Genomic DNA, 19,429 nt, shown 5'->3' with positions numbered 1-19,429 from the left:
TCGAGCAGCTTGCGGAACATTTCAACGCCGGTGCAGATCGTCTTCTGCGTGGCGCGGATGCCGACGATTTCGATTTCCTCGCCGACCTTGACGATACCGCGCTCGACGCGGCCGGTCACGACCGTACCGCGGCCCGAGATCGAGAACACGTCTTCCACTGGCATCAGGAACGGCTGGTCAACCGGACGCTCCGGCTGCGGGATGTAGCTGTCGACATTCTTCATCAGTTCGAGGATGGCGTCGTGACCGAGCTTCTGGTCTGAGTTTTCGAGAGCGGCCAGCGCCGAACCCTTGATGATCGGAATGTCGTCGCCCGGGAAGTCGTACTTCGAGAGCAGTTCGCGGACTTCCATTTCCACGAGCTCGAGCAGTTCCGGATCGTCGACCATGTCGCACTTGTTCAGGAACACGACCAGGGCGGGCACGCCGACCTGGCGGGCGAGCAGGATGTGCTCGCGGGTCTGCGGCATCGGGCCGTCGGCGGCCGACACGACCAGGATGCCACCGTCCATCTGCGCGGCGCCGGTGATCATGTTCTTCACATAGTCGGCGTGGCCGGGGCAGTCGACGTGGGCGTAGTGGCGGTTGGCGGTCTCGTATTCGACGTGCGCGGTCGAAATGGTGATGCCGCGGGCCTTTTCCTCGGGCGCCTTGTCGATCTGGTCGTAAGCGGTGAACGTGGCACCGCCCGTCTCTGCCAGCACCTTCGTGATCGCCGCCGTCAGCGACGTCTTGCCGTGGTCAACGTGACCGATCGTACCAATATTGCAGTGCGGCTTGTTACGTTCAAATTTTGCTTTGGCCATGACTCTCTCCGTTTAGTCGTCAACTGTCGCTAACGACAATCAGGCAAACTTCTTCTGGACTTCTGCCGACACATTGGCCGGCGCTTCCGCGTAGTGATCGAATGACATCGAGAACGTTGCACGACCCTGGCTCATCGAGCGCAGCGTGTTCACGTAACCGAACATGTTCATGAGCGGCACCATCGCGTTGATGACGTTGGCGTTGCCGCGCATGTCCTGACCCTGGATCTGACCGCGCCGCGAGTTCAAGTCGCCGATGACCGAACCGGTGTAGTCTTCCGGGGTCACGCATTCGACCTTCATGATCGGCTCGAGCAAAACGGACTTGCCCTTCTGCAGCGCGTCGCGGAGTGCCGCGCGCGAAGCAATTTCGAAGGCCAGTGCCGACGAGTCGACGTCGTGATAAGCGCCGTCAACCAGCTGGACATGAACGTCGACCACGGGGAAGCCCGCGACCACGCCCGAGGTCATGACGCTGTTGAGACCCTTTTCGACGCCGGGGATGTATTCCTTCGGAACCGAACCACCGACGACCTTGGATTCGAACACGAAGCCCGAACCCGGCTCGCCCGGCTCGACCACGAACTTGACGCGGGCGAACTGGCCGGTACCACCGGTCTGCTTCTTGTGGGTGTAGTCGACTTCAGCGCGCTTCGTGATCTTCTCACGGAACGCCACCTGCGGCGCGCCGATATTCGCGTCGACCTTGTAGGTACGGCGCAGAATGTCGACCTTGATGTCGAGATGGAGTTCGCCCATGCCCTTCAGGATGGTCTGGCCGGACTCGTGGTCGGTCGACACGCGGAACGACGGATCTTCCGCAGCGAGCTTCGCCAGAGCGACGCCCAGCTTTTCCTGGTCGGCCTTGGACTTCGGCTCGATCGCGATTTCGATCACCGGCTCCGGGAATTCCATACGCTCGAGAATGACCTGCTTGTCCGGATCGCAAAGCGTGTCGCCGGTGCGGGCTTCCTTGAGGCCAGCCAGAGCGACGATGTCGCCGGCAAAGGCTTCCTTGATGTCTTCACGGTTGTTCGCATGCATCAACAACATGCGGCCGATACGTTCTTTCTTCTCACGGGTCGAGTTCACGACACCGGTGCCGCTCTGCAGAACACCCGAATAGATGCGGCAGAACGTGATGGTGCCGACGAACGGATCGTCCATGATCTTGAATGCGAGCAGAGCCAGCGGCTCCTTGTCGTCCGCCTTGCGGAGGATCTCGTTGCCGTCTTCGTCCGTGCCCTTGATGGCAGGAACGTCAACCGGCGACGGCAGATAATCGACAACCGCGTCGAGCAAAGGCTGCACGCCCTTGTTCTTGAAGGCCGAGCCGCAGAGAACCGGGTAGAACGCACCAGTCAGCACGGCCTTACGGATCAGACGCTTGAGGGTCGCCTCGTCCGGCTCGGTGCCGTCTAGGTAAGCAGTCATCGCCTCATCGTCGAGTTCGACGGCGGCTTCGAGCAGCTTCTCGCGATATTCCTTGGCCTTCTCGACCAGGTCAGCCGGAATGTCGACGGTCTCGTACTTCGCGCCGAGGGCCTCGTTGTTCCAGATATAGGCCTTCATGATCACGAGATCGACCATGCCGACGAAGTCGTTCTCCGCGCCGATCGGCAGCTGGATTGCAACGGGCTTCGCGCCGAGACGATCGATGATGTCCTGCAGGCACTTGTAGAAGTCAGCGCCGGTCTTATCCATCTTGTTCGCGAAAACGATCCGCGGAACCTTGTATTTGTCGCCCTGACGCCAGACGGTTTCGGTCTGCGGCTCGACGCCCTGGTTGGAGTCGAGAACGCACACGGCGCCGTCGAGCACGCGCAGCGAACGCTCGACTTCGATCGTGAAGTCGACGTGGCCGGGGGTGTCGATGATGTTCAGGCGATGGCCATTCCAGAATGCAGTGGTGGCAGCGGACGTGATGGTGATGCCACGCTCCTGCTCCTGCTCCATCCAATCCATCGTCGCGGCACCTTCGTGCACTTCGCCGATTTTGTGGCTCTTGCCGGTATAATAGAGGATGCGCTCGGTCGTTGTCGTCTTACCGGCATCGATATGCGCCATGATACCGAAGTTACGGTAGTCCTCAATGGCATGTACGCGAGGCATGGGATGTTCCTTAAATTCCGGAGTTTCGCCGTTACCAGCGATAGTGCGAGAATGCGCGATTGGCTTCCGCCATCTTATGCACGTCTTCCCGCTTCTTCACGGCGTTACCACGGTTGTTCGACGCATCGAGCAGCTCAGCCGAGAGACGCTCGGTCATGGTCTTCTCGTTGCGAGCGCGCGCAGCGGTGATCAGCCAGCGAATGCCCAGCGCCTGGCGCCGAATGCTGCGGACTTCAACCGGCACCTGATAGGTGGCGCCACCGACGCGACGCGAACGAACTTCGATCGTCGGCATCACATTTTCCAAAGCCTGCTCGAACACGCCGAGCGGACCCTGCTTGGTCTTCGCTTCGATCATTTCGAAAGCACCGTAAACGATGGTTTCGGCGGCAGACTTCTTGCCGTCATACATGATCGAATTCATGAACTTGGTGACGATGACGTTCCCGAACTTCGGATCCGGGTTAACTTCACGCTTTTCAGCTGAATGGCGACGAGACATCGATCAGACCCCGGCTTACTTCGGACGCTTCGCGCCGTACTTCGAACGACGCTGCTTACGGTTCTTGACGCCCTGGGTATCCAGCACGCCGCGGAGGATGTGGTAACGCACGCCGGGCAAATCCTTGACGCGACCGCCGCGGATCATGACCACGGAGTGCTCCTGAAGGTTATGACCTTCACCCGGAATGTAACCGATGACTTCGAAGCCATTGGTCAGACGCACCTTGGCAACCTTACGAAGCGCCGAGTTCGGCTTCTTCGGAGTCGTCGTGTAGACGCGCGTGCAAACGCCGCGCTTCTGCGGCGACTGCTGCAGCGCAGGAACCTTCTTGCGCGACTTCTGAATTGCGCGCGGAGTAGCGATCAGCTGGTTGATCGTCGGCATGTCAGCCTTCACCCTTTAGTTCGCTCGAAGCCGTAACGGCTTCCTCAAAATCACATCGGAGCAACCTGCCCCACGGTTCGCATCACGTGAAAAGCTTCACGCAAAACGAAATCACGCCAACCATTCATTGCTGAACGGAAAGCGCTTAACGCCACAGAGGACCGCGATCATGACCGTCAGACTTGCGTCTTTAGGTCTGCACCGAGGTCATGCATTCGAATTTAATCTCAAGAGAGAAGTCTCTCAGGAGACAAACGTCGTTTTGGCATTGCCTTGATATAGCGACAGCGTTTGAGCTTCTTGGTCGAGGTTGGTGCCCGATTAGCTCCGAAAAGCCGATTGGGTGATCCGTTCCGACACTGGCGAAGCTCACCGCCTGTCGTTGAATGGCCGGGTTGTATCCGCAGGGGATACCCAAGTCAACAACAAAGCGCGATGAAAGAAACGCTTCTCGCACTGCATCTTCTAGCATGTGGATCATGACAGAACATACGCGATTTCGACGCCCGCCATGTCATCCACGAAAGAATCCGCGACTCGGATTCGTTGCAGTTTGATGAAAGAGAATCGCCTGGGTTGCGGATTTTTTGCGCCCTGCCCCGCCGACTCGCATCCGATGCAAACCGTATCGTGTCCCGAATCGGACACACCGGGCCAGCATCGATCAGCAGCAAATATTACCGGAGGTCGAATGGAGAGGGACACAGCCCACCCCACCCGACACTCGCGACCAGCCAATCAGGCGGATACAGGGACGCGTGCGATGACCTTGATCTCGAAATCGAAGCCCGCGAGCCAGTTGACCCCGACCGCGGTCCAGTTCGGGTAAGGCGGTTCACCGATCACGGCCAATCGGACGGCATTGACCGCCGCGAACTGGGTGGCCGGGTCGGTGTGGAAGGTGGTGACGTCGACCACGTCGTCGAATGTGCAACCTGCAGCCTTCAGCACGGCCGCGAGGTTATCGAATGCCAGCTGGACCTGCTTTTCGAAGACCGGCTCCGGCGAGCCGTCTTCCCGGCTGCCAACCTGGCCAGAAACAAACAAGAGGTCGCCCGAGCGTATCGCCGCCGAATACCGGTTGATCTCGTAAAGCGCCTGCCGGCCGGCCGGGAAAATCGCGTCGCGTTTGGTCATGGTGTCAGTCCTTGTTCAGAGATTATATACGCCCCGTATGTCAGCATAATCTGACATACGCCACGTATGTCAATATGCATACAGCGCGTATGTTATTTTGCGGAGATGACAGTGGTCGCGAGACGACGAGCGGAAATGGTGGAGGAAACCCGGGCCAAACTCATCCGGGCGGCCCGGACGGCTTTCGCCGCCAAAGGCTATGCGGCGGCATCGATGGACGATCTGACCGCCGAAGCCGGCCTGACGCGGGGCGCGCTCTATCACAACTTCGGCGACAAGAAGGGTTTGCTGCAGGCCGTCATCGACCAGATCGACGCAGAGATGCTAGCCCGAATGCGCGTGGCACACGGTCAGGCGGCGACAGCTTGGGAAGGATTCCTCAACGAGGGCGTCGCCTATATCGAAATGTCCCTCGAGCCGGAGATCCAGCGCATCATGCTGCTGGACGGCCCCGCCGTGCTCGGCGATCCCTCGCAATGGCCCAACCAGACCGCATGCCTGCGCACGACAACACAGGCGATTCAACGACTGATCGACGATGGAACGGTCAAGCCTGTCGATGCCGAAGCGGCGGCCCGTCTGATCAATGGCGCGGCCCTCAACGCCGCCCTCTGGATCGCTGCCGCCGACGATCCCCGCGCGGTCCTTACGAAAGCTGTCGAGGCTTTCCGCCAGCTCGCGGCGGGCTTGCTGCGAACGGCGGGATGACCGCCTCACACATCTTCAGATGCGCTCACTCGTCGTCGTCATCCTCGTCATCATCATCGTCGCTGGCAGATGACCTGTGCCGCTGGTCGTCCCAGAGCTGGCGATAGGTACCGTTCAGCGCCACCAGCTCCTTGTGCGAGCCGCGCTCGATCGCCTTGCCGCCATTGATGACGATGATTTCGTCCATATCCACCACGGCAGCCAGCCGGTGCGTCGACGAAATCAGGGTGCGGCCCTTGGCGAGTTTGAACAGCGTCTTGTTGAGCGCCGCCTCGGTTGTCTGGTCGAGGGCAGATGTCGCCTCATCCAGCAGGAGCACCGACGGATTGCGGACGACGGCCCGCGCGATCGCAATGCGCTGGCGTTGGCCGCCGGACAGCGTATCGCCGCGCTCGCCGACCTGGGTGTCGTATTTGTCCGGAAGGCTCATGATGTAGCGATGGATCTCGGCCTTGCGCGCCGCCTGCTCGACTTCCTCGTCGGTGGCGCCTTCCTTGCCGAGCCGGATGTTCTCGCGGATCGACATGTTGAACAGCATGTTCTCCTGGAACACCACGGCCATGTGGCCGCGCAGGGACTCGCGCGTGATCTTGCGGATATCGACGCCGTCAATGGTCACCCTGCCCTCGTCCGGCATATAGAGCCGCAGGATCAGGTTCAGCAACGTGCTCTTGCCGGAACCGGACGGGCCGACAATAGCGACGGTTTTGCCGACATTGATCTTGAGGCTGAGATTGTCGAGCACCGGCTGCTGGCTGTTCTCATACTTGAACGAGACGCGATCGAACGTGATGTCGTTGACGATGCGCGGCAGCTCCGGTGAGCCGGGCTTGTCGGCACCGCGTGTCGGCTCGTCGAGCATCTCCTCCATGTGCCGCACGGCCGCCGCTGCCTGGATCGACACCGGGATGAAATGCATGACGTGGGCGATGTTGTAGGACACCTCCCAGAACGCGCTTTCGAAGGTGACGAAGGTACCGACCGTGATCTGGCCCTTGGTGGCGAGATAGGCGCCGATCGCCAGCACCACCAAATGCAGCAACAACACCGAGACGGTGACCGAGCGCTCGACCATGGTCGACAGGAAGGTCGCCGCCGCAATCCTGTCGCGCGTTTCGTTATTACGTAGCCGGAACCAGCCCATGGTACGCCGCTGCAGGCTGAAGGCCTTGATCACCGCCTGCGCTGCGATGTTTTCCTGCACCATGCCGAGCACTGAAGCTTCGCTGAGCTTCTGGTCGTAATTGGCCTGCACGGCCTTCGGCGTCAGAATGCGCGGGCCGATCAGTGTGATCGGGAAAATCAATAGCGCGACGGCGGCAAGCTGCCAGTTCAGATACAGCATCAGCCCGATGCCGGCGATCAGTTCGAGGAACGGCAGCAATGCGCTGTTGGCGAAACTCTTGATGGCCGTCTCGAAAGACGACAGATCGATCGAGAAGCGGGACAGGATCTCGCCGCGCTTGGTGCGGGCGAAATAGGCCGACGGCAGATCCTGCACGTGATCGAACAGACGCGAGCGGACGTCCGTGATGATCGAGGCTGCCAGTTTGGCGTCCCAGCGCTCGTACCAGATCGCAACGATCGACGTCACAATGCCGGCGACGGCCAGCACCGACAGGATCTTGAACAGCGCGTCGAAGTCTTCCTCGCCGAGCGCGTCGTCGATCAGATATTTGAGGCTGAGCGGCATGATGACGTTGAACAGCGTCTCGACCAGAACGCCGAAGCCAACGAAGCCAAGCAGCTTGCGGTACTTGCCGAGCAACGGCCGCGTGAAACGATAGACCGTCCCGAAGGCGCCGGCGGCCTCGCGCGCGGTGAAGACGACCAGTTCCTCGTCATCATCGTCATCGAGCTCGTCGTCTTCATCCTCGTCGTCATCATCGACGGCAGGCTTGGCTTTTGCCGTCTTCTCGACAGCCGGCGGTTTCGTGCTGGGAACCGAAGCGGCGGCAGCGCCAACCGGGAGCGCAAACTTGTCATCGAGCGGCGTGGCCGGCTCGGCCGCGTTCTTGTCGTCAGATGGAGGCTTTGGAGGTGGCTTCGACGCCATGGAACGAACCGTTGCTGCACGGTCCTTCGACCGCAAGAATCAATGAAGCGGCCCGGACAGCCACGGCAATGATCCTATGCGATCAGAATGTCCTCGGCAAAGCAACCGAAGGCGGATGCCAAAGATCAATCCTCGGCATCGACCTTGTCGAAGAACGAGTAGCGCAGGCTGTCCGCGTCGGCATACCAGTGGCCCGGTCCCTTGCCGGCGGCCAATGTGGCTTCCCACACCGCCTCGGTGCAGTCGCGGCGATGCATCGACAGATCGAAGCCGTTGCCGAAGAACAGTTCCGACCACTCCCACCAGGTGCCGAGCTTCTTGACGCCGCGCAGCAGGTCATAGCGATCGATCACCGCCGGCGCCATGTCGGACGTGACCGAACCGAACACGAGGCCGGTCTTCACGACGCGGTTGAGCTCCTGCACGGCCGTCACCACCTGCTTGTCGCCGACATGGCACAGGCTGGTCTCGAACACGAAATCGAACTGCCCGGCCTTGAACGGCAGATCGGTGATCGAGCCGAGCTTGTTGAACTTCTGCAGCGCCTTTGGCGTCCTGGCGTGGATCGCCTTGTTGTTCTCGACACCCCAGGCGTCGATACCCCTGGCACGCAGCGCGCCGACCAGTTCGCCTGATGCCGAGCCGGCGACCAGCAGCTTGTAGCCCTTGGCGCGGCCCCAGACGATCTTGATGAGATTTGTCAGATAGGCCGGGTCGGTAAACTGGCTCCAGACCTCGCTGTAGGGACCGACGCCGCGATAGTTCTGGAAATAGTCGCGATCAATCTTGTCGGAGATCGTCGTGCCATTCTGACCCTGCGCGCGGCGCAGGCGCATCATCTCGGTGAGGATGATGTCGGTCGCGGCATCCGAGGAGTCGAGCAGACCATTGAGCGTGGAGTCGAACAGATAGTCGCCGACCACGACGAGACCCGGGTGTTCCTTCGGCTCCGGCCGGTGATTGGTCATCACGTCGCGCACCGGCATGCCGCCGGGGATCGCGTTGACCGATGACAACCAGCGATGGATCTTGCCTTCCAGCAGATGCTCACGCGCATCGCCAAACGAGGCCGGCAACGACTTCAGCGCGGCATCGATCAACTCATCATCTGTGAGGTTGGCAAAGGCCAGCGCGTCGGAGCCTGGCACCAGCCAGTTCAGCACACCGTGCTTGCCGACATCGTGGCGCGCGCCCTCGTTATAGACACAGCAGCCGCCGAAGGCTTCCGACATGAACCAGGCGCCGGGAATCTGATCGCCCCAGAACGGCGTGTCGAACAGCAGCGAGATCCGCAGATAATGCGCCGGGCGGTCGAAGTAAGCGACATGCTTGACCATCGACTTGCGCAGCTGCTCGCCGTCCCAGCGCATGGTCGCCAGCCATGAATGCGGCAGGCACATCACCACGAGATCGAAATCGCGGGTGTCCGGCCCCTTGCCGTTCATCATGTCGAGCTGATACCGGCCCTGCTCGGTCTTGCCGACCTTGAGCACACGGTGATTCAGCCGGATGTCGGCATCGACTTCCGACTGCAGGCAGGAGATCAGCTGCTCGTTGCCGTTCTGGATCGAATAGAGGCCGATATAGCCATCGACATCCATCACGAAGTTCTTCAGCGCATTGAGGCCGTTGGTGTTGTGCGTCTCGGTCGCGATGTCGGAGCGCGCCATCACCTTCAGGAAGCGCTTGGCGGTGGGATCGCTGACTTCCTTATCAAGCAGCTCCTCGGCATTTATCCATGCCCAAGGGTGTTCGTTGTCGTGCGAACCGACGCCTTCATAATATTCGATCGGCGACACCATGCTCGCGCACTTCTTGCGGAAGGCTTCAATGGCGGCTGCGGTCTTCGGGCCGTATTTCTTGCGCATGCCCGGCACGTCGTTGAGCAGCTCGCCGTCCAGCTGCACCTGCTCGGCATCCATCGGAATGGTCTGCAAGCCGAAATGCTGGATCAGCTCGCGCAGCGGATCCGGCCCTGTCATCGAGTAATCGTAGATTTCCGCAACGCCAGCTTCGTACATGGCTGGCGCGCTATCGAATTTGCGGGTGAGAATCTTGCCGCCGACGCGGTCGGACGCCTCGTAGATGGTGACACGACATAGATCGCCGAGCTTCTTCTTGAGATACCAGGCGCTCATCAGGCCGCCTGGACCACCACCAACAATTGCAAGATCAAGCATAGGTTTCTTTCACGCGTCGTGTTTGCCGGCGGCAATATCCGGCAACGGTCGATGTAACGTATTCCCAGCCAAAGCGGAATCCGCTGACGCTGCAAGGCTGGCCCGTCGACCCCGTCGACTCGCGCTAACCCCCTCCAAGTGAAAACATTTTTCAGCTGAAGGAAAGATGAACAAAAGCATGTAGTGCGCTGCAATACACGTCACACGCGAAAAAGGCCGGCTTTCGCCGGCCTTTTCCATGGCATTGATGTGATCTGCAGTGGCAGGTCAGTTGGTCGGCGACAAGACACGCTCCATGATGATGGTCCGCTCCTCACCGTGATAGGCCTCGCGAACGGCCACGAAGCCCAGTCTCGCGTAAAAAGCCTCTGCGGTGACCGTCGCCGGAACCGTCAGAATCGCAAGCTGTCGTTCGCGGGCGACCCTCTCGATCCGCTGCACCAGCAAACGGCCGATGCCGCGCCCTTGCACGTCCGGCAACACGAACATGGTCCGCAGGGCCTGCCCATCCAGGCTCGCCGTGCCGACAACACGATTGTCCATCTCGGCAACGAACACCTCGCGCTGGTCGATCAATCGTTCGACAGCCGCGGAGCTGAAACTGAGTTCAACGCGTGCGATGATATCGGGCGTGTAATCCTTCGCATTGGTTTCAAGCAGCGCGCGGATGATGACGCGGCTGATATCTGCCGCATCGCCGGCTTGAGCCGGCCGAATATCGCATGTCATCTGACCGCTCTCCGTTGCCAACCGAATGAACAGATCAAAACGAGAAAGGGCCAGCTTGCGCCGGCCCTTTCGTTTCTTAAGTCTGCCCGGCCCGATTACTCGGCCGACGGCAGCATCAGCGGTTCTTCTGCCGGAGCCGACGGCACGATCGCCGCCTGCTTCTCGCGCTCGTCGAGGATCATCTTGTCGCGCTTCATTGCGACTTCGCGGATCTTCGCCATCGAGGCGCCGGTACCGGCCGGGATCAGACGGCCGACAATGACGTTTTCCTTGAGGCCTTCGAGCGGGTCCACCTTGCCGTTGACGGCAGCTTCGGTGAGCACGCGCGTGGTCTCCTGGAACGACGCTGCCGAGAAGAACGAACGGGTCTGCAAGCTGGCCTTGGTGATGCCCAGCAGCACAGGGTTTCCGGTCGCGATCTTCTTGCCTTCTTCCTTCGCCTTCAGGTTCAGCGCGTCGAACTCGATCTTGTCGATCTGCTCGCCCGAGATCATGTCGGTCTCGCCCTGATCGGTAATCTCGACCTTCTGCAGCATCTGACGGACAATCACTTCGATGTGCTTGTCGTTGATGAGCACGCCCTGCAACCGGTAAACTTCCTGGATTTCGTTGACCAGATAGGCAGCGAGTTCCTCGATGCCCTTGATCGCCAGAATGTCGTGCGGCGCCGGATTGCCTTCGACGATGTAATCGCCCTTTTCGACGATGTCGCCGTCCTGCAGATGGATCTGCTTGCCCTTCGGAATGAGGTACTCGCGGGTCTCCTCGTTCTTGTCGAGCGGCTCGATCGAGATGCGACGCTTGTTCTTGTAGTCGCGTCCAAAGCGGATGGTGCCGCCGATTTCCGCGATGATCGCCGCGTCCTTCGGCTTGCGCGCCTCGAACAGTTCGGCCACCCGCGGCAGACCGCCGGTGATGTCACGCGTCTTCGCGCTTTCCATCGAGACACGGGCAAGAATGTCACCCGAGGTCACCTTGGCATCGACGTCGACCGACAGAATGGCGTCGGGCGACAGCATGTAACGGGCGTCGCCGCCACGTGCGAGCTTGAGGACCTTGCCGTCCTTGCCCTTGATGACGATAGCCGGACGCAAGTCCGCACCGCCACGCGACGAACGCCAGTCGGTAACGACGCGCTTGGCGATACCGGTCGACTCGTCGAGCGTTTCCGTAATCGACTGGCCGTCGATCAGGTCTTCAAACCCGATCGTGCCGTCGACTTCGGTCAGCAGCGGACGGGAATACGGATCCCATTCCGCGATACGCTGGCCACGCTTGATCATGTCGCCGTTGGCCACGTGAACGCGAGCACCGTACTGGATACGATACGTCGCACGCTCGGTGCCATCGGCGTCAGAGATGGCGATGACCATGTTGCGCACCATTGCAACCATGTGGCCTTCGCCGTTCTTGGCGATGTTCTCGTTCTTGATCGTGATCTTGCCGTCGAAGTTCGACTCGATCACCGACTGCTCGTTGAGCTGCGCCGCACCGCCGATGTGGAACGTACGCATCGTCAGCTGCGTGCCGGGCTCACCGATCGACTGCGCCGCGATGACGCCGACGGCCTCACCGTGGTTGACGGGCGTGCCGCGGGCCAGATCGCGGCCGTAACAGGTGCCGCAGATGCCGTTGACCAGTTCGCAAGTCAGAGCCGAACGGATCTTCACTTCCTGGATGCCGGCCTGCTGGAGAAGATCGACGTCCTTCTCTTCCATCAGCGTGTTGCGCTTGATCAGCACCTTGTTGGTCGCGGGATCGCGAATGTCTTCGCAGGCCGAACGACCGAGAATACGCGACGCCAGCGATGCGACCACCGAACCGGAGTCGATGATGGCGCGCATCTTGATGCCGAGATTGGTGCCGCAATCGGTCTGCGTGATGATGCAGTCCTGCGCCACGTCGACGAGACGGCGGGTCAGGTAGCCCGAGTTCGCGGTCTTCAACGCGGTGTCCGCGAGGCCCTTACGAGCGCCGTGGGTCGAGTTGAAGTATTCGAGAACCGACAGACCTTCCTTGAAGTTCGAGATGATCGGCGTTTCGATGATCTCACCCGACGGCTTGGCCATCAGGCCGCGCATACCACCGAGCTGACGCATCTGGGCCGGCGAACCACGGGCACCGGAATGCGCCATCATGTAGATCGAGTTGATCTGGGCTTCTTCACCCGCCGCATTCCTCTTCACCGAGGAGATTTCTTTCATCATCTCCTTGGCGACTTCTTCACCCGCCTTCGACCAGGCGTCGACGACCTTATTGTACTTCTCACCGTGGGTGATCAGACCGTCATTGTACTGCTGTTCGAAGTCCTTCGCGAACGCACGGGTGGCGTCGACGATCTTCCACTTCGAACCCGGCACGACCATGTCGTCCTTGCCGAACGAGATGCCGGCCTTGAACGCGTTGTAGAAGCCGAGCGCCATGATGCGATCGCAGAAGATCACGGTCTCTTTCTGACCGCAGTGACGATAGACCTGATCGATGACGCCCGAGATTTCCTTCTTGGTCATCAGCTTGTTGATGACGTCGAAGGGCATCTTCGGCGACTTCGGCAGAACCTGACCGAGCATCGCACGACCGGCAGTGGTTTCCACCATGCGCGTGACCGGCTTGCCGTCCGCATCGAGACCGGACCAGCTGTATTTGATCTTGGTGTGGAGGTGGATGACCTTCGCATGCAGCGCATGCTCGATCTCCGCCATCTCACGATACAGCTTGTTTTCGCCCGGGAGACCCGCACGCATGGTCGACAGGTAGTACAGACCCAGCACGATGTCCTGCGACGGCACGATGATCGGCTGACCGTTCGCAGGATGCAGGATGTTGTTGGTCGACATCATCAGGACGCGCGCTTCCAGCTGCGCTTCAAGCGACAGCGGAACGTGCACGGCCATCTGGTCGCCGTCGAAGTCGGCGTTGAAGGCCGAGCAGACCAGCGGATGCAGCTGGATCGCCTTGCCTTCGATCAGCACCGGCTCGAACGCCTGGATGCCCAGACGATGCAGCGTCGGCGCGCGGTTCAGCAGCACGGGATGCTCGCGAATGACCTCGTCGAGAATGTCCCATACCTCGGGACGCTCTTTTTCAACGAGCTTCTTCGCCTGCTTCACCGTGGTGGACAGACCCTTGGCGTCGAGACGCGAATAGATGAACGGCTTGAACAGTTCGAGCGCCATCTTCTTCGGCAGGCCGCACTGATGCAGACGCAGCTCGGGACCGACGACGATGACCGAACGGCCCGAATAGTCGACGCGCTTGCCGAGCAGGTTCTGACGGAAACGACCCTGCTTGCCCTTCAGCATGTCAGCCAGCGACTTCAGCGGACGCTTGTTGGCGCCGGTGATGACACGGCCACGGCGGCCGTTGTCGAACAGTGCGTCGACGGCCTCCTGCAGCATGCGCTTTTCGTTGCGGATGATGATGTCCGGCGCGCGGAGCTCCATCAGACGCTTCAAGCGGTTGTTACGGTTGATGACGCGGCGATACAGATCGTTCAAATCCGACGTCGCGAAGCGGCCGCCATCCAGCGGCACCAGCGGACGCAGATCCGGCGGGATCACCGGCACCACCGTGAGGATCATCCATTCCGGCTTGTTACCGGAATAGCGGAAGGCCTCGACGATCTTCAGGCGCTTGGCGAGCTTCTTGTGCTTGATGTCGGATTCGGTCTCCTTCATCTCGACGCGCAGCTGCTCGTCGAGCTTCTCGAGCTCCAGACCCTTCAACAGTTCACGGATCGCCTCGGCACCGATCATCGCGGTGAACGAGTCCTGGCCGTATTCGTCCTGCGCCTTCAGATATTCTTCTTCAGACAGCAGCTGACGGTCCTTGAGCGCGGTGAGACCCGGCTCGAGAACGACGTAGTATTCGAAATACAGAATGCGCTCGAGATCCTTGAGCGTCATGTCCAGCAACTGGCCGATGCGCGACGGCAGCGACTTCAGGAACCAGATGTGCGCGACCGGAGCAGCCAGTTCGATGTGGCCCATGCGCTCGCGTCTGACGCGCGACAGGGTCACTTCGACCGAGCACTTCTCGCAGATGATGCCCTTGTACTTCATGCGCTTGTACTTGCCGCACAAGCACTCGTAATCCTTGATGGGCCCGAAGATGCGGGCGCAGAACAGGCCGTCGCGCTCGGGCTTGAAGGTACGGTAATTGATGGTTTCCGGCTTCTTGATCTCGCCGTAGGACCACGACAGAATCTTCTCCGGGGACGCAATCGAGATCCGGATCTGGTCGAAGACCTGAGCCGGAGTCGTCGGATTGAAGAGATTCATAATTTCTTGGTTCATCGTCTTCTCCTCGCGTGCCGATCGCCATCAGCAGCAAATTCGAAATTCTTTAGAGCCACACACCCTGCCCCACGTCCCGGCTGGGTGCGGACGCCCGGCCATCAGGCCGGGCGTAACGCTTGTTCTTACTCGGCAGCTTCGGAGGTCGGCCCCGGCAGCTTGGAATTGTGCAGATCGACGTTGAGGCCGAGCGAGCGCATTTCCTTGACCAGCACGTTGAACGATTCCGGAATACCGGCCTCGAACGTGTCGTCGCCGCGCACGATCGCCTCGTAGACCTTGGTACGGCCCGCGACGTCGTCCGACTTCACCGTCAGCATTTCCTGGAGCGTGTACGCCGCGCCATAAGCCTCGAGCGCCCACACTTCCATTTCACCGAAGCGCTGACCGCCGAACTGCGCCTTACCACCCAGCGGCTGCTGCGTGACGAGCGAGTACGGACCGATCGAACGCGCGTGGATCTTGTCGTCCACGAGATGGTGAAGCTTGAGCATATAGATGTAGCCCACGGTCACCTTGCGATCGAACTGGTCGCCGGTCCGGCCGTCATAGACGGTGGACTGACCGGACGCGTCGAAGCCAGCCATCTTCAACATCTCTTCGATGTCGGCTTCCTTCGCACCGTCGAACACCGGCGTCGCAATCGGCACGCCGGGCTTCAGGTTACGCGCCAGTTCAAGCAGCTCGGTGTCGTTCAGCGACTTGATGACTTCGTCTTCGCCGTAAACCTTCTTCAGGGTGTCGCGCAGCGGCTTCAGATCCTGCTTCTGGTAATAGGCGTCGATGGTCTGACCGATCTTCTTGCCCATGCCTGCGCAGGCCCAGCCAAGATGCGTCTCCAAGATCTGACCGACGTTCATGCGCGACGGCACGCCGAGCGGGTTCAGCACGATGTCCGCATGCGTACCGTCTTCAAGGAACGGCATGTCTTCGATCGGAACGATCTTCGACACCACGCCCTTGTTGCCGTGACGTCCGGCCATCTTGTCGCCGGGCTGAATCTTGCGCTTCACCGCGACGAAGACCTTGACCATCTTCATCACGCCGGGCGGCAGTTCGTCGCCACGCTGCAGCTTCTCGACCTTGTCGAGGAAGCGCTGTTCAAGGCCCTTCTTCGACTCGTCGTACTGCTTCCGCATCGCTTCGATTTCGGTCATCAGCTTGTCGTTCGCGGTGGCGAACATCCACCACTGCGACCGCGGATTTTCGTCGAGCACGGCGCGCGTGATCTTGCCGTCCTTCTTGAAGCCCTTCGGACCGGCGATGCCGACCTTGTTCTCCAGAAGATCAGCCAGACGGCCGTAGACGTTACGATCCAGGATGGCCTGTTCGTCGTCACGGTCCTTGGCAAGACGTTCGATTTCTTCCCGCTCGATCGCCAGAGCACGTTCGTCCTTGTCGACGCCGTGCCGGTTGAACACGCGGACTTCGACGATCGTGCCCTGCACGCCCGGAGGCACGCGGAGCGAGGTATCGCGAACGTCCGACGCCTTTTCACCGAAGATGGCGCGCAGAAGCTTTTCTTCCGGCGTCATCGGGCTTTCGCCCTTCGGCGTGATCTTGCCGACCAGGATGTCGCCGGCGCGGACTTCGGCGCCGATATAGACGATGCCGGCTTCGTCGAGGTTCTTCAGCGCTTCTTCCGACACGTTCGGAATGTCGCGGGTGATTTCCTCAGGGCCGAGCTTGGTGTCGCGGGCCATCACTTCGAATTCCTCGATGTGGATCGAGGTGAAGACGTCTTCCTTCACGATCCGCTCCGAGAGGAGGATCGAGTCTTCGAAGTTGTAGCCATTCCACGGCATGAACGCGACGAGCACGTTGCGGCCGAGTGCGAGTTCACCGAGATCGGTCGACGGACCGTCGGCAATGATGTCGCCCTTGCGAATGATGTCGCCAACCTTCACCAGCGGACGCTGGTTGATACAGGTCGACTGGTTCGAACGCTGGTACTTCATCAGGCGATAGATATCGACGCCCGACTTGGTCGGATCGAGATCTTCGGTCGCGCGGATAACCACGCGGGTGGCGTCGATCTGGTCGATGACACCCGAACGGCGGGCAGCGATCGCAGCACCGGAGTCGCGGGCCACGACGGCTTCCATGCCGGTACCGACGAACGGCGCTTCAGCGCGTACCAGAGGCACGGCCTGACGCTGCATGTTCGAGCCCATCAGCGCGCGGTTGGCGTCGTCGTTCTCGAGGAACGGGATCAGCGCCGCAGCGACCGAAACGAGCTGCTTCGGCGACACGTCCATGTAGTCGACCTTGTCGGCCGGCAGCGGCAACACGTCGCCTGCATGACGGCAGATGATCATGTCTTCGGTGAACTTGCCCTTGGCGTCGAGCGACACGTTCGCCTGCGCGACCGAGTAGCGGCCCTCTTCCATCGCGCTGAGGTACACGACCTCGTCGGTGACGCGACCGTCCTTGACCTTGCGGTAAGGGGTCTCGACGAAGCCGTACTTGTTGACGCGCGCGAAGGTGGCGAGCGAGTTGATCAGACCGATGTTCGGGCCTTCCGGCGTCTCAATCGGGCAGATACGGCCGTAGTGGGTCGGATGCACGTCGCGGACTTCGAAGCCGGCGCGCTCGCGGGTCAGACCACCGGGGCCAAGCGCCGAAAGACGACGCTTATGGGTGATTTCCGAGAGCGGGTTGGTCTGGTCCATGAACTGCGACAGCTGCGACGAACCGAAGAACTCGCGCACCGCGGCAGCCGCGGGCTTCGCGTTGATCAGGTCCTGCGGCATCACGGTGTCGATGTCGACGGACGACATACGTTCCTTGATGGCGCGCTCCATGCGCAGCAGGCCGACGCGATACTGATTTTCCATCAGCTCGCCGACCGAACGCACACGGCGGTTGCCGAGATGGTCGATGTCGTCGATTTCGCCCTTACCGTCGCGCAGATCCACCAGCGTCTTGATGACGGCCAGGATGTCTTCCTTGCGCAGCGTGCGATGAGTGTCCGGCGCGTCGAGTTCGAGGCGCATATTCATCTTCACGCGGCCCACGGCCGAGAGATCGTAACGCTCACTGTCGAAGAACAGCGACTGGAACATGTTCTGCGCGGATTCGAGCGTCGGCGGCTCGCCCGGACGCATCACGCGATAGATGTCGAACAGCGCGTCTTCACGCGTCAGGTTCTTGTCTGCCGAGAGCGTGTTGCGGATATAGGCACCGATATTGACGTGGTCGATGTCGAGCAGCGGGAGTTCCTTGTAGCCCTCCTCGTTCAGCGCCTTCAGCGACTTCTCGGTGATTTCCTCGCCGGCTTCGGCGTAGATTTCACCGGTCTTCACGTTGACGAGGTCCTCGGCGAGATAGTTGCCGACCAACTCTTCGTCGGTCAGACGCAGCGCCTTGAGGCCCTTCTCGGCGAGCTGACGGGCAGCGCGCACGGTGAGCTTCTTGCCGGCTTCGAGCACGACCTTGCCGGTGTCGGCATCGATCAGGTCGTTGACGGTGGAGTAGCCACGGAAACGGGTGGCGTCGAACGGAACGCGCCAGCCTTCCTTGATCTTCTTGAACTGGATCTTCTTGTAGAACGTCGAGAGAATCTCTTCGCCATCCAGACCCAGCGCGAACATCAGCGACGTCACCGGAATCTTGCGGCGACGGTCGATACGCGCGAACACGATGTCCTTGGCGTCGAACTCTATGTCCAGCCAGGAACCGCGATACGGGATCACGCGGGCAGCGAACAGCAGCTTGCCCGACGAATGGGTCTTGCCCTTGTCGTGGTCGAAGAACACGCCCGGCGAACGATGCATCTGCGAGACGATGACGCGCTCGGTGCCGTTGACGACGAAGGTGCCGTTCATGGTCATGAGCGGGATATCGCCCATGTACACATCCTGCTCCTTGATGTCCTTGACGGACTTGGCGCCGGTTTCTTCGTCGATATCGAACACGATCAGGCGCAGCGTCACCTTCAGCGGCGCAGCATAGGTCATGCCGCGCTGGCGGCACTCATCGACGTCATATTTCGGCGGCTCGAATTCGTAGCGCACGAATTCCAGCATCGAGGTGCCCGAGAAATCCGAGATCGGAAACACCGAACGGAAAACAGCCTGCAGACCTTCGTCGAGGCGACCGCCGGTCGGCTCATCGACCATCAGGAACTGGTCGTAGGACGCCTTCTGAACCTCGATGAGGTTCGGCATCTCTGCGACTTCTTTAATATGACCGAAGAACTTGCGAACGCGCTTGCGACCTGTGAACGTCTGCTGACCCATCGTGGCCTCTCATTGCGTCGCCCGAAAGGGGCGAACCTTCCAGAGCGCGACTGCCATCGCCTCCGGGTTGAATTTCCAAGAACGTTCCGAATTCAGCGCCCAATGAGGAATAAAATCCCTCTCCCGAGCATTTGAATCGCAGAACGCAAAACGACGTGCGCGATGCCCGACTGCACCTCGCCCGTCCAAACCGTCTAGCTACGGACCGAAAAGCCCGAAAATTGCCCATCTCCCAACGGCTTAACCGGAAACGTCGCCGTTTCCGCTGTCAGACCG

The 19,429-nt window shown here is 60.5% G+C and carries 11 protein-coding genes; 1 reads left to right on the top strand and 10 read right to left on the bottom strand.

The window, feature by feature from the left end; all coding sequences use genetic code 11:
* The 5 genes from BLW80_RS29725 to BLW80_RS29705 form a co-directional block, all read right to left on the bottom strand.
* Positions 1-806, bottom strand: an 806-nt coding sequence (locus tag BLW80_RS29725; RefSeq protein ID WP_093762223.1) for an elongation factor Tu, incomplete at its 3' end; no start/stop codon positions are given.
* 39 nt (positions 807-845) lie between these two features.
* The gene (fusA, locus tag BLW80_RS29720; protein WP_089268268.1) at positions 846-2,918 is read right to left on the bottom strand and encodes an elongation factor G; all 2,073 of its coding nucleotides are present in this window, start codon (positions 2,916-2,918) and stop codon (positions 846-848) included.
* A gap of 31 nt (positions 2,919-2,949) precedes the next feature.
* Positions 2,950-3,420, bottom strand: a complete 471-nt coding sequence (gene rpsG / locus BLW80_RS29715) for a 30S ribosomal protein S7 (protein ID WP_068731502.1) — start codon at positions 3,418-3,420, stop codon at positions 2,950-2,952.
* Positions 3,421-3,435: 15 nt separating this feature from the next.
* Positions 3,436-3,807 (bottom strand): 30S ribosomal protein S12, encoded by a 372-nt coding sequence (rpsL, locus tag BLW80_RS29710; RefSeq protein ID WP_068731626.1) that lies wholly within the window; start codon positions 3,805-3,807, stop codon positions 3,436-3,438.
* A gap of 738 nt (positions 3,808-4,545) precedes the next feature.
* Positions 4,546-4,944, bottom strand: coding sequence for a RidA family protein (locus tag BLW80_RS29705; RefSeq protein WP_093762221.1), 399 nt, complete (start codon positions 4,942-4,944; stop codon positions 4,546-4,548).
* Between the two features lie 111 nt (positions 4,945-5,055).
* Between BLW80_RS29705 and BLW80_RS29700 the strand changes: the two genes are divergently transcribed.
* Positions 5,056-5,652 carry a TetR/AcrR family transcriptional regulator gene (locus tag BLW80_RS29700; protein ID WP_244528502.1) on the top strand — a complete coding sequence of 199 codons (597 nt, stop codon included), beginning with the start codon at positions 5,056-5,058 and terminating at the stop codon, positions 5,650-5,652.
* Positions 5,653-5,677: 25 nt separating this feature from the next.
* On the opposite strand, the gene BLW80_RS29695 is transcribed toward BLW80_RS29700, so the two are convergent.
* The 5 genes from BLW80_RS29695 to rpoB form a co-directional block, all read right to left on the bottom strand.
* On the bottom strand, positions 5,678-7,708 hold the full coding sequence (locus tag BLW80_RS29695; protein ID WP_093762217.1) for an ABC transporter ATP-binding protein: 2,031 nt from the start codon (positions 7,706-7,708) through the stop codon (positions 5,678-5,680).
* Between the two features lie 125 nt (positions 7,709-7,833).
* The gene (locus BLW80_RS29690; protein WP_093762215.1) at positions 7,834-9,888 is read right to left on the bottom strand and encodes an FAD-dependent oxidoreductase; all 2,055 of its coding nucleotides are present in this window, start codon (positions 9,886-9,888) and stop codon (positions 7,834-7,836) included.
* Positions 9,889-10,155: 267 nt separating this feature from the next.
* Positions 10,156-10,617 carry a GNAT family N-acetyltransferase gene (locus tag BLW80_RS29685; protein ID WP_093762213.1) on the bottom strand — a complete coding sequence of 154 codons (462 nt, stop codon included), beginning with the start codon at positions 10,615-10,617 and terminating at the stop codon, positions 10,156-10,158.
* Between the two features lie 95 nt (positions 10,618-10,712).
* Complete coding sequence (gene rpoC, locus BLW80_RS29680) at positions 10,713-14,912, bottom strand: DNA-directed RNA polymerase subunit beta' (RefSeq protein ID WP_093762211.1); 4,200 nt, start codon at positions 14,910-14,912, stop codon at positions 10,713-10,715.
* 125 nt (positions 14,913-15,037) lie between these two features.
* Positions 15,038-19,153, bottom strand: a complete 4,116-nt coding sequence (rpoB, locus tag BLW80_RS29675; RefSeq protein ID WP_089268273.1) for a DNA-directed RNA polymerase subunit beta — start codon at positions 19,151-19,153, stop codon at positions 15,038-15,040.
* Positions 19,154-19,429: the final 276 nt, after the last annotated feature.

Origin of the sequence: Tardiphaga sp. OK245, from assembly GCF_900108575.1 — a bacterium.
Lineage (GTDB): Bacteria > Pseudomonadota > Alphaproteobacteria > Rhizobiales > Xanthobacteraceae > Tardiphaga > Tardiphaga robiniae.
The sequence above is the reverse complement of the archived record's forward strand: the minus strand, read 5'-3'. Positions and strand labels throughout refer to the sequence as shown.

Excerpts from the sequence above, each read along its gene's own strand:
- rpoC (WP_093762211.1), bottom strand. The coding sequence starts at position 14,912 with ATGAACCAAGAAATTATGAATCTCTTCAATCCGACGACTCCGGCTCAG.
- BLW80_RS29695 (WP_093762217.1), bottom strand. The coding sequence starts at position 7,708 with ATGGCGTCGAAGCCACCTCCAAAGCCTCCATCTGACGACAAGAACGCG.
- fusA (WP_089268268.1), bottom strand. The coding sequence starts at position 2,918 with ATGCCTCGCGTACATGCCATTGAGGACTACCGTAACTTCGGTATCATG.
- BLW80_RS29690 (WP_093762215.1), bottom strand. The coding sequence starts at position 9,888 with ATGCTTGATCTTGCAATTGTTGGTGGTGGTCCAGGCGGCCTGATGAGC.
- BLW80_RS29685 (WP_093762213.1), bottom strand. The coding sequence starts at position 10,617 with ATGACATGCGATATTCGGCCGGCTCAAGCCGGCGATGCGGCAGATATC.
- rpsL (WP_068731626.1), bottom strand. The coding sequence starts at position 3,807 with ATGCCGACGATCAACCAGCTGATCGCTACTCCGCGCGCAATTCAGAAG.
- BLW80_RS29705 (WP_093762221.1), bottom strand. The coding sequence starts at position 4,944 with ATGACCAAACGCGACGCGATTTTCCCGGCCGGCCGGCAGGCGCTTTAC.
- rpoB (WP_089268273.1), bottom strand. The coding sequence starts at position 19,153 with ATGGGTCAGCAGACGTTCACAGGTCGCAAGCGCGTTCGCAAGTTCTTC.
- rpsG (WP_068731502.1), bottom strand. The coding sequence starts at position 3,420 with ATGTCTCGTCGCCATTCAGCTGAAAAGCGTGAAGTTAACCCGGATCCG.